At 45.4% G+C, this 12,984-nt stretch carries 14 protein-coding genes and 1 tRNA gene; all 15 read left to right on the top strand.

The features are described from left to right. Positions 1 to 4: 4 nt before the first annotated feature. Positions 5 to 1,222, top strand: a complete 1,218-nt coding sequence (odhB, locus tag BA1DRAFT_RS15510) for a 2-oxoglutarate dehydrogenase complex dihydrolipoyllysine-residue succinyltransferase (protein ID WP_036780838.1) — start codon at positions 5 to 7, stop codon at positions 1,220 to 1,222. A 164-nt stretch (positions 1,223 to 1,386) separates the two neighbouring features. Continuing rightward, positions 1,387 to 2,553 carry an ADP-forming succinate--CoA ligase subunit beta gene (sucC, locus tag BA1DRAFT_RS15505; protein WP_036780836.1) on the top strand — a complete coding sequence of 389 codons (1,167 nt, stop codon included), beginning with the start codon at positions 1,387 to 1,389 and terminating at the stop codon, positions 2,551 to 2,553. Between the two features lie 3 nt (positions 2,554 to 2,556). After that, positions 2,557 to 3,432 (top strand): succinate--CoA ligase subunit alpha, encoded by an 876-nt coding sequence (gene sucD / locus BA1DRAFT_RS15500; protein ID WP_036780833.1) that lies wholly within the window; start codon positions 2,557 to 2,559, stop codon positions 3,430 to 3,432. A 672-nt stretch (positions 3,433 to 4,104) separates the two neighbouring features. Then, on the top strand, positions 4,105 to 5,673 hold the full coding sequence (cydA, locus tag BA1DRAFT_RS15495; protein WP_036780831.1) for a cytochrome ubiquinol oxidase subunit I: 1,569 nt from the start codon (positions 4,105 to 4,107) through the stop codon (positions 5,671 to 5,673). Between the two features lie 14 nt (positions 5,674 to 5,687). Continuing rightward, on the top strand, positions 5,688 to 6,827 hold the full coding sequence (gene cydB / locus BA1DRAFT_RS15490; RefSeq protein WP_036780829.1) for a cytochrome d ubiquinol oxidase subunit II: 1,140 nt from the start codon (positions 5,688 to 5,690) through the stop codon (positions 6,825 to 6,827). A 12-nt stretch (positions 6,828 to 6,839) separates the two neighbouring features. Further along, positions 6,840 to 6,962, top strand: a complete 123-nt coding sequence (gene cydX, locus BA1DRAFT_RS22175) for a cytochrome bd-I oxidase subunit CydX (protein WP_071647116.1) — start codon at positions 6,840 to 6,842, stop codon at positions 6,960 to 6,962. Beyond that, entirely contained in the window at positions 6,956 to 7,246 is a 291-nt protein-coding gene (ybgE, locus tag BA1DRAFT_RS15485) for a cyd operon protein YbgE (RefSeq protein ID WP_420865152.1), read from the top strand. The genes cydX and ybgE overlap by 7 nt, the downstream gene beginning before the upstream one ends. Positions 7,247 to 7,358: 112 nt before the next feature. Next, a complete protein-coding gene (gene ybgC, locus BA1DRAFT_RS15480; RefSeq protein ID WP_036780827.1) occupies positions 7,359 to 7,763 on the top strand; it encodes a tol-pal system-associated acyl-CoA thioesterase in 405 nt (134 codons plus the stop codon). Continuing rightward, on the top strand, positions 7,760 to 8,455 hold the full coding sequence (tolQ, locus tag BA1DRAFT_RS15475; protein ID WP_036780824.1) for a Tol-Pal system protein TolQ: 696 nt from the start codon (positions 7,760 to 7,762) through the stop codon (positions 8,453 to 8,455). Before ybgC ends, tolQ begins: the two co-directional genes overlap by 4 nt. A 14-nt stretch (positions 8,456 to 8,469) precedes the next feature. Continuing rightward, positions 8,470 to 8,895: a colicin uptake protein TolR gene (tolR, locus tag BA1DRAFT_RS15470; RefSeq protein ID WP_036780822.1), complete on the top strand. Its 426-nt coding sequence runs from the start codon at positions 8,470 to 8,472 to the stop codon at positions 8,893 to 8,895. 45 nt (positions 8,896 to 8,940) lie between these two features. Beyond that, the gene (gene tolA, locus BA1DRAFT_RS15465; protein ID WP_036780820.1) at positions 8,941 to 10,011 is read left to right on the top strand and encodes a cell envelope integrity protein TolA; all 1,071 of its coding nucleotides are present in this window, start codon (positions 8,941 to 8,943) and stop codon (positions 10,009 to 10,011) included. A 132-nt stretch (positions 10,012 to 10,143) separates the two neighbouring features. Continuing rightward, complete coding sequence (tolB, locus tag BA1DRAFT_RS15460) at positions 10,144 to 11,436, top strand: Tol-Pal system beta propeller repeat protein TolB (RefSeq protein WP_036780819.1); 1,293 nt, start codon at positions 10,144 to 10,146, stop codon at positions 11,434 to 11,436. Between the two features lie 42 nt (positions 11,437 to 11,478). Beyond that, positions 11,479 to 11,979, top strand: a complete 501-nt coding sequence (gene pal / locus BA1DRAFT_RS15455; protein ID WP_036780818.1) for a peptidoglycan-associated lipoprotein Pal — start codon at positions 11,479 to 11,481, stop codon at positions 11,977 to 11,979. A gap of 9 nt (positions 11,980 to 11,988) precedes the next feature. Then, entirely contained in the window at positions 11,989 to 12,756 is a 768-nt protein-coding gene (cpoB, locus tag BA1DRAFT_RS15450) for a cell division protein CpoB (protein ID WP_036780817.1), read from the top strand. A gap of 147 nt (positions 12,757 to 12,903) precedes the next feature. Then, positions 12,904 to 12,979: transfer RNA gene (locus BA1DRAFT_RS15445), tRNA-Lys, on the top strand. Positions 12,980 to 12,984: the final 5 nt, after the last annotated feature.

Raw genomic sequence — 12,984 nt, 5'->3', positions numbered from 1 at the left:
TAAAATGAGTAGCGTAGATATTCTGGTTCCGGATCTGCCTGAGTCTGTTGCTGATGCCACTGTGGCAGTTTGGCACAAAAAACAGGGTGATCGTGTTGAACGTGATGAAGTGCTGGTTGAAATCGAAACAGATAAAGTTGTGCTGGAAGTGCCTGCCAGTGAAGCAGGTATTTTAGAAGCCATTTTGGAAGAGAAAGACGCCACTGTTCTGTCCCGTCAGCTTCTTGGCCGTATTCGTCTGGGCGATAGCACCGGCAAGCCAGCGGAAATAAAAGAGAAAACAGAAGCGACTTTGGCGAAACGTCAGACGGCGGGTTTAGAAGAAGAGAGCAATGATGCGCTCAGCCCGGCGGTCCGTCGTTTGATTGCAGAGCACGATCTTGATGCTAAAGCGATTAAAGGCAGTGGTGTTGGTGGACGTATCGTCCGTGAAGACGTGGAAAAATACATGGCTGATAACGAAAAAGCGGCTGGCAAGTCTGCAGAAGCCCCTGTTTCTGCCCAGGATTCTCTGTTGCCGCACCGCAGTGAAAAACGTGTTCCAATGACTCGCCTGCGTAAGCGCGTAGCTGAACGTCTGCTGGAAGCGAAAAACAACACTGCGATGTTGACAACATTTAACGAAGTTAACATGAAGCCCATTCAAGACATGCGTAAACAGTACGGCGAGGCGTTTGAAAAACGTCACGGCGTACGTCTGGGCTTTATGTCTTTCTATGTGAAAGCCGTGGTTGAAGCACTGAAACGCTATCCAGAAGTCAATGCTTCTATTGATGGCACTGATGTGGTTTACCACAACTATTTCGATATCAGTATTGCGGTATCGACACCGCGTGGTCTGGTAACGCCAGTACTGCGTGATGCAGATGCACTGAGCATGGCTGATCTTGAAAAACGCATTAAAGAGCTGGCTATCAAAGGCCGCGACGGCAAATTGACCGTTGAAGAGCTGATGGGTGGTAACTTTACCATTACTAATGGCGGTGTATTCGGCTCCTTAATGTCTACGCCAATCATTAACCCACCACAGAGTGCGATTCTTGGTATGCATGCCATCAAAGATCGCCCAATGGCGGTTAATGGTCAGGTGGAGATCCTTCCAATGATGTACCTGGCGCTGTCTTATGACCACCGTCTGATTGACGGGCGTGAGTCTGTAGGCTTCCTGGTGACCATCAAAGAAATGCTGGAAGATCCTGCACGTTTGCTGCTGGACGTATAGCAACATAATCAGGGCAGATACGCGCTAATATCTGCCCAGTCTGAAGTAAACAAATGTATATGTACGGCTAGTCTTTGGGCTAGCTGTACCAGAGCAACAAAAAAAATCAGAGAGCAACTTACCAATTTTTTGCTCTTCTCAGACTTAATTATGGATAGAACATCATGAATTTACACGAGTATCAGGCAAAACAGCTTTTTGCACGGTATGGTTTACCCGCTCCGGTTGGTTATGCCTGCACGACACCGCGTGAAGCAGAAGAAGCTGCATCTAAAATTGGTTCTGGCCCTTGGGTGGTGAAGTGTCAGGTCCATGCTGGCGGTCGCGGTAAAGCGGGCGGCGTGAAAGTGGTTAACAGTAAAGAAGAAATTCGCGCTTTCGCAGAACAGTGGCTAGGCAAACGTTTGGTCACTTACCAAACAGATGCGCAGGGGCAGCCTGTTCGTCAGATTTTAGTGGAAGGGGCAACTGACATTGCGAAAGAGCTGTATCTCGGTGCTGTGGTTGATCGTGGTACACGTCGTGTAGTGTTCATGGCTTCTACTGAAGGTGGTGTTGAAATTGAAAAAGTTGCGGAAGAGACCCCGGAACTGATTCATAAAGCGATTATCGACCCGCTGATTGGTCCTATGCCTTATCAGGGGCGTGAACTGGCATTTAAATTGGGTTTAACCGGTAAACAAGTCAGTCAGTTCACTAAAATTTTCTTAGGGGTAGCAAACCTGTTCCTGGAGCGTGATCTGGCTCTGGTTGAAATTAACCCATTGGTTATTACGACTCAAGGTGATTTGATTTGTCTGGATGGCAAACTGGGCGCTGATGGCAACGCACTATTCCGTCAGGCTGAATTGCGTGAAATGCATGACCCATCTCAGGAAGATCCTCGTGAAGCTCAGGCGGCACAGTGGGAGCTGAACTATGTCGCGCTGGATGGCAATATTGGTTGCATGGTAAACGGTGCTGGCTTGGCAATGGGAACGATGGATATCGTTAAATTGCATGGCGGTGCGCCAGCTAACTTCCTTGATGTTGGTGGTGGTGCAACCAAAGAACGTGTTACAGAAGCGTTTAAAATTATCCTGTCAGATGAAAATGTGAAAGCAGTATTGGTTAACATCTTTGGTGGTATTGTTCGTTGTGACCTGATTGCTGACGGTATTATTGGTGCGGTGGAAGAAGTAGGAGTTCACGTACCGGTTGTTGTTCGTTTGGAAGGGAACAATGCTGATCTGGGCGCGAAAAAACTGGCTGACAGCGGCTTAAATATCATTGCCGCAACCAGCTTGACAGATGCAGCTAAGCAAGCAGTAGCAGCTGTGGGAGCAAAATAAATAATGTCTATTTTAATTGATAAAAACACCAAAGTTATCTGTCAAGGTTTCACTGGCAGCCAAGGAACTTTCCATTCAGAACAAGCGATTGCTTACGGTACCCAAATGGTTGGCGGGGTAACGCCGGGTAAGGGCGGTACTGAACATCTGGGATTACCTGTTTTCAATACCGTTCGTGAAGCGGTAGAAGCAACAGGGGCAACGGCTTCTGTTATCTATGTTCCCGCTCCATTCTGTAAAGATTCTATTCTGGAAGCGATTGACGCTGGCATTAAACTGATCATCACCATTACCGAAGGTATTCCGACGCTGGATATGCTGGCGGTTAAAGTGAAACTGGATGAAGCGGGTGTGCGTATGATCGGCCCTAACTGTCCGGGTGTTATCACGCCGGATGAATGTAAGATCGGTATTATGCCGGGCCACATTCATCAAGCTGGTAAAGTTGGCATCGTTTCCCGCTCAGGAACGCTGACTTATGAAGCGGTAAAACAGACAACGGATGCAGGTTTAGGCCAATCTACTTGTGTTGGTATCGGTGGTGATCCAATTCCAGGTTCTAACTTCATCGATATCCTGAAATTGTTCCAGGAAGATCCGCAAACAGAAGCCATCGTAATGATTGGTGAAATTGGTGGTAATGCGGAAGAAGAAGCGGCGGCTTATATCAAGGAGCACGTCACTAAGCCGGTTGTTGGCTACATCGCAGGTGTGACTGCACCAAAAGGTAAGCGTATGGGCCATGCTGGCGCCATTATTGCAGGTGGTAAAGGAACGGCGGACGAAAAATTTGCTGCTCTGGAAGCGGCAGGGGTGAAAACTGTTCGTAGCTTGGCAGACATCGGTGATGCTGTGAAAGATTTACTTGCTGGCAAGTGACATTTTATAAAAAACCCTTATCTATTAGGCCGCTGTAAAGTGGCCTTTTTGTTTGTATGGGCAGTATTCACTGCGATTAAATTCATTAAATCTTTATTTTCACTTTGTTATTCTCCAATTAAATTAAACTGAGTTTCATTAATGCTATTTATTAAAATGAAATTTAATAAAGATGAAGTTAATAATAATATTTTCTTAAGGATGAAAATAAGAAGTTAATTTTAAAAATCATTTAACAGCAATATAGAAATCAATATTTATCTAAACAAACAAATAATTAACAATATGTCAACCAAAATGAAATAATAAACAAATTAATTAACACTGCTATGAAAAAAATCCATAAAATCAAGTTATTACTATAGCATTATTGCTTTGGTTTGCTTAAATTGACTCAGATCAAATTAATTCCTATTAAACAATGGCTGCAATTCTTGACCTATATTCAGAATTCTAATCTGAATCACGTAAAACCTATTTATTGTATGGGAATATAAGCGTACTATACTATTAGTCTAATTAGTTTCTAATTTACTTAGTAATGAGTTGTTATTTTAAAGGCATTTATTGCTGGTAGTTACGGGGCTTTTGCATGAGTTCTTTGAGAAAAGAGCTTATATGAAGTCAGGTTGCCGCAAGTCGGTGTCTTCCTGCTAGGAGCAAGGAGTCAAGATGTTTGATATTGTCGAACTGTCACGATTACAGTTTGCCTTAACTGCAATGTATCACTTTCTATTCGTTCCGCTAACGCTCGGTATGGCGTTTTTGCTGGCGATCATGGAAACGGTATATGTGCTCTCCGGTAAACAAATTTATAAAGATATGACAAAATTCTGGGGCAAGTTGTTTGGTATTAACTTTGCTCTGGGGGTTGCAACAGGGTTGACTATGGAGTTCCAGTTTGGGACTAACTGGTCATACTTTTCTCACTACGTCGGTGACATTTTCGGCGCACCTTTGGCGATTGAAGGCCTGATGGCGTTCTTCCTGGAATCTACATTCGTAGGTTTGTTCTTCTTCGGTTGGGATCGTCTCAGTAAGACGCAACATCTGGCAGTAACTTGGTTAGTCGCATTAGGCTCTAACTTCTCTGCGCTTTGGATTCTGATTGCTAACGGTTGGATGCAAAACCCGATTGCTTCTGATTTCAACTTTGAAACTATGCGTATGGAGATGGTCAGTTTTGCTGAACTGGTACTGAATCCAGTTGCTCAGGTGAAATTTGTTCATACCGTTGCAGCGGGTTATGTGACAGGGGCGATCTTTGTTCTCGGTATCAGCTCTTACTACCTGCTTAAAGGCCGTGATATTCCATTTGCTAAGCGTTCATTTGCGATTGCTTCAAGCTTTGGTATCGCGGCTGTGTTGTCTGTTATTGTGTTGGGTGATGAATCTGGCTACGAAATGGGCGACGTACAGAAGACTAAGCTGGCCGCCATCGAAGCTGAATGGGAAACCCAGGCACCGCCGGCCGCTTTTACACTGATAGGTATCCCGGATCAGGATAAAATGGAGAACAAATATGCCATCCAGATCCCTTATCTTATGGGATTGATTGCTACCCGTTCCGTTGATACCCCGGTCATTGGTCTGCGTGATCTGATGGAGCAGCATGAGGTGCGTATTCGTAACGGTATAAAGGCTTATGGATTGTTAGAAGAATTGCGTGCCGGTAACACAGACCCGACGGTTCGTACTGCATTCAATGAGAGTAAACAAGATCTGGGTTATGGCATGTTGCTGAAACGTTATACCAGCAAAGTGACTGATGCCAGTGAAGAACAGATCAAAGCAGCCGCGAAAGATTCTATTCCTCGTGTTGCGCCACTCTATTTTGCATTCCGTATCATGGTTGCAGCCGGTTTCCTGATGTTATTGTTGATTGGTCTGGCGTTTTGGAGTGTTATCCGTGGCCGCATTGGTAAACAAAAATGGTTACTGCGCGCCGCACTGTACAGTATTCCATTGCCGTGGATTGCCATAGAATCAGGCTGGTTTGTGGCGGAATATGGTCGTCAACCGTGGGCAATTGGTGAAGTGCTGCCAACTGCGGTGGCGAGTTCCAATTTAACTGCCGGCGATATCTTGTTCTCTATGGCGCTGATTTGTGGCCTTTATACCTTATTCCTGATTGCGGAAATGTTTTTGATGTTCAAATTTGCCCGCCTTGGCCCAAGTAGCCTAAAAACCGGGCGTTACCATTTTGAACAGAAAACAACTTCAGCACCCGATGCTCAGTAAACAGGAGTCCACTTATGTTTGATTATGAAGTACTACGATTTATCTGGTGGCTACTGATTGGCGTGCTGCTAATCGGTTTTGCGGTAACTGATGGTTTTGATATGGGAGTTGGTATCCTGTTACGTATCATCGGGAAAAACGATACTGAGCGTCGCATCATGATTAACTCAGTGGCGCCGCATTGGGATGGTAACCAAGTTTGGCTGATTACCGCCGGTGGAGCGCTGTTCGCCGCATGGCCGATGGTCTATGCCGCTGCGTTCTCTGGCTTCTATGTTGCTATGATCCTAGTGTTATCTGCGTTGTTCTTCCGTCCGGTTGGTTTTGATTACCGCTCCAAACTGGAAGACCGCAAGTGGCGTAACATGTGGGATTGGGGAATCGTTGTCGGTAGTTTTGTTCCGCCATTAGTTATCGGCGTGGCATTCGGTAATTTATTACAGGGAGTGCCGTTTAACGTTGACTCTCAACTCCGCTTGTTCTACACCGGCTCCTTCTTTGGATTGCTTAACCCGTATGGTTTATTGGCGGGAGTGATCAGCTTGATGATGATTGTGACGCAGGGGGCAACTTATCTGCAAATGCGTACTACGGGTGAGTTGCGTCTGCGTTCTCGTACCGCAACTTACCTCTGTGCGCTGGTGACAATGGTGGCTTTCCTGCTGGCAGGCGTATGGATGATTTATGGTATTGATGGTTATGTTGTGACTGGCGGCTTGGATACGATGGCTCAATCTAACCCATTACATAAAGAAGTCGCTCATCAGGCGGGTGCTTGGCTGACTAACTTTAACAACTATCCGTGGTTATGGGCGCTACCGGCACTGGGCGTGGTTTCGCCTTTGCTGACGATGCTGATGACGCGTATGAATAAAGCTGGATGGGCATTCCTGTTCTCGTCACTGACAATAGCTGGCATCATTTTGGCCTGCGGTGTAACGATGTTCCCATTTGTGATGCCTTCAATCACTAATCCTAATGTCAGCTTGACGATGTGGGATGCGACTTCAAGCTTGATGACACTGCGCGTCATGTTTGTGGTTGCATTGATTTTTGTCCCAATTGTTCTGGGATATACCATTTGGTGTTATTACAAAATGTTTGGACGTTTGGATAAAAGCTTTATTGAAGATAACAAACATTCACTGTACTAAGGAGCATAAAGCATGTGGTATTTTGCTTGGATTCTCGGAACGCTTTTGGCTTGTAGTTTCGCTATAATCGCCGCCTTAGCTTTTGAGCATAATGAAGAAGAAAAAGCCGCTAAAAATAGCGAGAAATCGTGTTGATAGATAAATACTATCGGCTAATGGATAAAGCCCCCATTCGGGGCCTTATCCTTATTGCGGCATTAATGTTTGCCGCTTGTGTATTCTGGGACCCGGCTCGTTTTGCGGCTAACACCAGTTCATTGCAGATATGGCAAGGTATTTTGCTAATATGGTCTGTATGTACAGGTGTGATTTTCGGGGTGGGTTTTCAGCCAAGAAATATCGTCTGGCGCATCTTTTTTTCTCCTTTGCCGGCATTCTTGATTTTGATTTGGGGTTTGTATCGTTTCTTTATGAGTTAATTCTGTATGTTATGGGGCTTCTAACCCATAAATTTTTTATTTGCACATTATTCCAAAGCCGCATTGTCTTGAGTATAGTGGCAGCGTTAATTCGCCTTATGTAGGATTGAAAGTGAGTAATACGTTGTTCCGGTGGCCCATTCGTATTTATTACGAAGATACAGATGTGAGTGGGATAGTTTATAATGGCCGTTATGTGGTCTTTTATGAAAGAGCACGTACTGAGATGTTACGTCAGCATGGAATTCATCAACAGCGTTTACTTGATGAACAAATTGCATTTGTTGTTCGGCGTATGGTGGTTGATTATCGTGCCCCGGCCCGGCTTGATGATATGTTAGAGGTGCAGAGCGAAATTACGGATATTCGTAGAGCGTCTTTGACATTTATTCAACGCATTGTTGATGGTAATGGGACAATTCTTAACAGCGCAGAAGTTTTAATCGCCTGCGTGAATACATCTCAAATGAAGCCGATTGCGCTTCCAAAGTCTATTGTCGCGGAGTTTAAGCAGTGACTGACATGAACATTCTAGATTTATTCCTGAAAGCGGGCCTTTTGGTGCAGCTGATCATGCTTATTTTGATCTGCTTTTCCATTGCTTCATGGGCGATCATTATTCAAAGGACCAAAATTCTCAATGCAGCAACCCGTGAAGCGGAAGCATTTGAAGATAAATTCTGGTCGGGTATTGAATTATCACGCTTATATAAGGAAAGTCAGTCGCGTCGAGATTCTTTAGGTGGAACAGAACAAATTTTTTATTCTGGGTTCAAAGAATTTGCCCGTCTGCGTCATGCAAATAATCATGCTCCAGAAGCGGTAGTAACAGGGGCTTCGCGTGCAATGCGTATCTCGATGAATCGTGAATTGGAATCGTTGGAAAGCCATATTCCATTCTTGGGTACGGTTGGATCAATTAGCCCGTATATCGGTCTGTTTGGTACGGTTTGGGGGATTATGCATGCATTTATCGCGTTAGGTGCGGTAAAACAGGCCACTCTCCAAATGGTAGCGCCGGGTATTGCAGAAGCATTAATTGCAACGGCGATTGGTCTGTTTGCGGCGATTCCGGCAGTGATGGCATACAACCGTCTGAATCAGCGTGTTAATAAGCTGGAGCAAAATTACGATAACTTTATGGAAGAGTTTCTGGCTATTTTGCATCGTCAGGCTTTCGCTGCTGAAAATAAAGCAGAAAACAAATAGTAAGGGGAGAGGCTATGGCACGCACTCGTAGTCGCAAGCGTGAGCTGAAATCCGAAATCAATATCGTTCCCTTACTGGACGTATTGCTGGTTCTGTTGCTTATCTTTATGGCAACAGCGCCGATTATCACTCAAAGCGTAGAAGTTGATCTGCCGGATGCGGTAGATTCTAAAACGGTTTCCAACTCTGATAATCCACCGGTAATCGTGGAGGTTTCTGGTGTTGGTCAGTACACCATGATAGTTAACCATGAACGGTTGGAATTATTGCCTGAACCGCAGATTATTGCGGAAGCGCAGGCACGAATAAAAGAGAATCCAAAAACCGTTTTCTTGATCGGTGGTTCGAAGGAAGTGCCTTACGATGAAATTATTAAGGCGCTCAACATGCTGCATCGGGCAGGTGTGAAATCCGTTGGTTTAATGACTCAGCCTATCTGAGTTTGGCCGACAGTTGCTGTTATTTGAAGATCTTGGATATCGAGCGTGGGAAAGACAAACGGGCAAAGCAATAAATTAAATCGCGCTGTTATCGTTTCGGTTGTGTTACATATTATTTTGATTGGGTTACTTATTTGGGGTTCCCTGACACGAAAAACTGAAATGGGTGGCGGTGGTCAGGATGGTTCTGTTATTGATGCTGTTATGGTCGATCCAAATGCGGTAGTACAACAGTACAACCAACAGCAGCAACAACAGGCTGATGCTAAGCGTGCAGAGCAGTTACGAAAGAAGAAAGCGGAACAGCAGGCCGCTGAATTAAGGGAAAAACAGGCTGAAGAGCAGGAACGTTTAAAAGCGGTAGAAGAAGAACGTATTAAGGCGCAACAGGCAGCGGAAGAACAGAAAAAACAAGCTTTAGAAGCTGCAAACAAAGCCCGTGAAGAGCAAAAACAGGCAGAAGAAGCGGCGGCGAAAGCTAAGGCTGAAAAAGAAAAACTGATTAAAGAGCAGGCTGAGGCACAGAAGAAAGCCGAAGCGGAAGCTAAGAAAGAAGCTGAAGCCGCGGCTGCTAAACAAAAAGCCGCGGAAGAAGCGAAAGCCAAAGCAGACGCTGAGGCCAAAGCAAAAGCCAAGGCTGAAGCGGATGCTAAAGCCAAAGCTGAGGCAGATGCAAAGGCTAAAGCCAAGGCCGAAGCTGACGCCAAGAAAAAAGCTGCTGAGCAAGCCACTAAACAGGCAAGTGAAGTTGATGACTTACTGGGCGGCTTAACTTCCAATGCACCGAAACAGCAAGGAGGGGCTTCTGCCGCGGGTAAAGGTGGCGGCAAGAAAAGTGGAGCTTCAAATGCCGACATTAATAACTATCTGGGGCAGATCCAGGTAGCGATACAGAATAAGTTTTACGATCCAAGCATGTATCGTGGGCGTACCTGTGCATTACGGATTAAACTTGCTCCTGATGGCTTGTTAATTGATGTAAAGTCAGAGGGGGGAGACCCGGCGTTGTGCCAAGCGGCGGTAGCGGCGGCTAAACAAGCGAAAATTCCGAAACCGCCAAGCAAGGAGGTTTATGAAGCGTTTAAAAATGCGCTGCTTGATTTCAACCCTCAATAAAGTTGTTATTTAGAAGTTATTAATAACAAACAAAACCATTCAATGTTATTAAGCTATCTGGTTTTGTTTGTTGACGTTTGTTAATATTCTGCGAATTATTGCGACTATTCCATCGTGATAAGGGAGAGATTAATGAGGCAGGCTTTTAAAGTAGTACTAGGCATTTTAATGTTGTGGGCCACGGTTGCTTACGCAGAAGTTCGTATCGAGATCACCCAAGGTGTCGATTCTGCACGTCCTATTGGCGTTGTGCCCTTTAAATGGACTGGAGCGGGTAATGCACCGGAAGAGATAGGGGCGATTGTTGGCGCTGATCTTCGCAACAGCGGTAAATTTAACCCTATTGATGTCAGCCGAATGCCACAGCAACCAACGACGGCATCTGAGGTGACGCCTGCTGCGTGGTCGGCGTTGGGGATTGATGCTGTTGTTGTTGGGCAGATCCAACCAAGTGCGGATGGTGGTTTTTCAATCTCTTATCAATTAGTTGATACTTCGAGTGCTTCGGGCGCGGTGCTTGCTCAGGATCAATTTAAAGTGACCAAACAGTGGTTGCGTTATGCTGCGCATACAGCCAGTGATCAAGTATTTGAAAAACTGACGGGCATTAAAGGCGCATTCCGTACTCGTCTGGCTTACATTGTAAAGACAAATGGTGGTAAATATCCGTATGAACTGCGTGTATCTGATTACGATGGTTACAACCAGTTCACCGTTCACCGTTCACCGGAACCGTTGATGTCGCCTGCATGGTCTCCTGATGGCGCCAAACTGGCTTATGTGACATTTGAAAGTGGCCGTTCTGCCTTGGTTATCCAGACCTTGGCGAGTGGTGAGGTACGTCAGGTTGCCTCTTTCCCGCGTCATAACGGCGCACCTGCATTTTCCCCGGATGGCAGTAAATTGGCATTTGCTCTGTCTAAATCGGGTAGTTTGAATCTTTACGTGATGGATTTGAGTTCAGCTCAGATTCGTCAGGTTACAGATGGGCGCAGTAACAATACTGAGCCGAGTTGGATGCCGGATAACCAGACTTTGGTTTATACCTCTGATCAGGGTGGTCGTCCACAGTTATATAAAACCGATATTAATGGCGGTGTTCCGCAACGCCTCACTTGGGAAGGCACACAAAACCAGGATGCTGATGTAAGCGCAGATGGCAATTTTGTGGTGATGGTCAGCTCAGAGAGTGGTAAGCAGCACATAGCTAAACAAGATCTGGCAACGGGAGCCGTTCAAATTTTGACGGACACGTTCCTGGATGAAACGCCGAGTATCGCACCTAACGGCACTATGGTGATTTATAGCTCCACCCAAGGGTTGGGGACTGTATTGCAGCTAGTTTCGACTGACGGGCGTTTCAAAGCGCGTCTTCCGGCAACCGATGGACAGGTAAAATTCCCTGCCTGGTCGCCGTATCTGTGATGCATAATAATATGTATGGCAAATTTTAAAAGGATCAAAGAGATGCAACTGAACAAAGTGCTAAAAGGGCTGATGTTAGCTTTACCAGTTATGGCCGTAGCAGCGTGTAGTTCTAACAAGAATGCTGATAACGATCAGACTGGTGTCGGCACTGTTAACGAAACTAATGCGGGTCTGTCAGCAGAGGAATTAGCTCGTCAGCAAATGCAAGAGCTACAAAACAACAACATCGTATATTTTGGTTTTGACAAATACGACGTTGGCTCAGATTTTACTCAGCTGTTAGACGCTCACGCGGCATTCCTGCGCAGCAACCCATCTTATAAAGTTGTTGTAGAAGGTCATGCTGACGAACGTGGTACTCCTGAGTACAACATCGCATTAGGTGAACGCCGTGCTAATGCAGTGAAAATGTACCTGCAAGGCAAAGGTGTTTCCGGTGAGCAAATCTCTATCGTCTCTTACGGTAAAGAGAAACCTGCTGTACTGGGTCACGACGAAGCAGCCTATGCTAAAAACCGTCGCGCAGTACTGGCATACTAAGAGTAGTTCATGAACAGTAACTTCAGACATCATTTTTTGGGTCTGTCGTTACTGGTTGGCGTAGCGGTTCCTTGGGCCGCTATTGCCCAAGCGCCAATCAGTAATGTCGGCTCGGGTTCTACCGATGAGCGCCTTACCCAATTAGAGCGTATTTCCAACGCTCATAGTCAGCTGTTAACGCAACTCCAGCAACAACTGGCTGATTCTCAACGTGATATTGACATGCTTCGAGGGCAGATTCAGGAGAATCAGTATCAGCTCAATCAGATTATAGAGCGGCAGAAGGACATTTATCAGCAACTGGAAGGTGCTACCAGTTCTGAGGGGAGTAAACCTGCTGCAAATACAGCTTCTTCAACAGCGAGTCATAGTGGTAACAAGGCATCATCATCTGTCGGCACGGGCAGTGAAAAGGGTGATTATGACGCTGCTGTTCATTTGGCAGTGAATACCAAAGAATATGATAAAGCAATTGTAGCCTTTCAGAGTTTCGTGAAGAGTTACCCGAAATCGAGTTATATGCCTAATGCTAATTACTGGTTAGGGCAACTTCATTATAACAAGGGTAAGAAAGACGAAGCTGCTTATTACTTTGCTACGGTAGTAAAAGAGTATCCAAAGTCGCAGAAGAGTGGTGAATCGCTTTATAAAGTTGGTTTAATCATGCAGGACAAGGGCCAAAAGGATAAAGCGAGATCGGTTTATCAACAGGTCATGAAACAATATCCTGGTTCGAACGCAGCTAAACTGGCGGAGAAAAAGCTTTCTACGCTGTAATTATTGGCCCCGGAAGGGTGTAGTGATACATTTTCGGGGTTGATTGAGTGCTTAATAAGCATTTAAACGTAATTTGAAAAAATAATCATTGCGTAGCGCGGAGAAATCAGTAATATATGCCGCCGTTGCCGAGAGAAGTCACAAGATGGGTCGTTAGCTCAGTCGGTAGAGCAGTTGACTTTTAATCAATTGGTCGCAGGTTCGAATCCTGCACGACCCACCATCTTA

The sequence above is a fragment of the Photorhabdus aegyptia genome, from assembly GCF_000612035.1.
In the GTDB taxonomy this organism is placed as follows: Bacteria; Pseudomonadota; Gammaproteobacteria; order Enterobacterales; family Enterobacteriaceae; genus Photorhabdus; species Photorhabdus akhurstii.
This window is presented reverse-complemented; position numbering and strand designations above follow the sequence as displayed.

Bases quoted from the DNA above. Each gene is read 5' to 3' on its own strand.
- odhB (WP_036780838.1), top strand. From the start codon at position 5: ATGAGTAGCGTAGATATTCTGGTTCCGGATCTGCCTGAGTCTGTTGCT.
- sucC (WP_036780836.1), top strand. From the start codon at position 1,387: ATGAATTTACACGAGTATCAGGCAAAACAGCTTTTTGCACGGTATGGT.
- sucD (WP_036780833.1), top strand. From the start codon at position 2,557: ATGTCTATTTTAATTGATAAAAACACCAAAGTTATCTGTCAAGGTTTC.
- cydA (WP_036780831.1), top strand. From the start codon at position 4,105: ATGTTTGATATTGTCGAACTGTCACGATTACAGTTTGCCTTAACTGCA.
- cydB (WP_036780829.1), top strand. From the start codon at position 5,688: ATGTTTGATTATGAAGTACTACGATTTATCTGGTGGCTACTGATTGGC.
- cydX (WP_071647116.1), top strand. From the start codon at position 6,840: ATGTGGTATTTTGCTTGGATTCTCGGAACGCTTTTGGCTTGTAGTTTC.
- tolR (WP_036780822.1), top strand. From the start codon at position 8,470: ATGGCACGCACTCGTAGTCGCAAGCGTGAGCTGAAATCCGAAATCAAT.
- tolB (WP_036780819.1), top strand. From the start codon at position 10,144: ATGAGGCAGGCTTTTAAAGTAGTACTAGGCATTTTAATGTTGTGGGCC.
- pal (WP_036780818.1), top strand. From the start codon at position 11,479: ATGCAACTGAACAAAGTGCTAAAAGGGCTGATGTTAGCTTTACCAGTT.
- cpoB (WP_036780817.1), top strand. From the start codon at position 11,989: ATGAACAGTAACTTCAGACATCATTTTTTGGGTCTGTCGTTACTGGTT.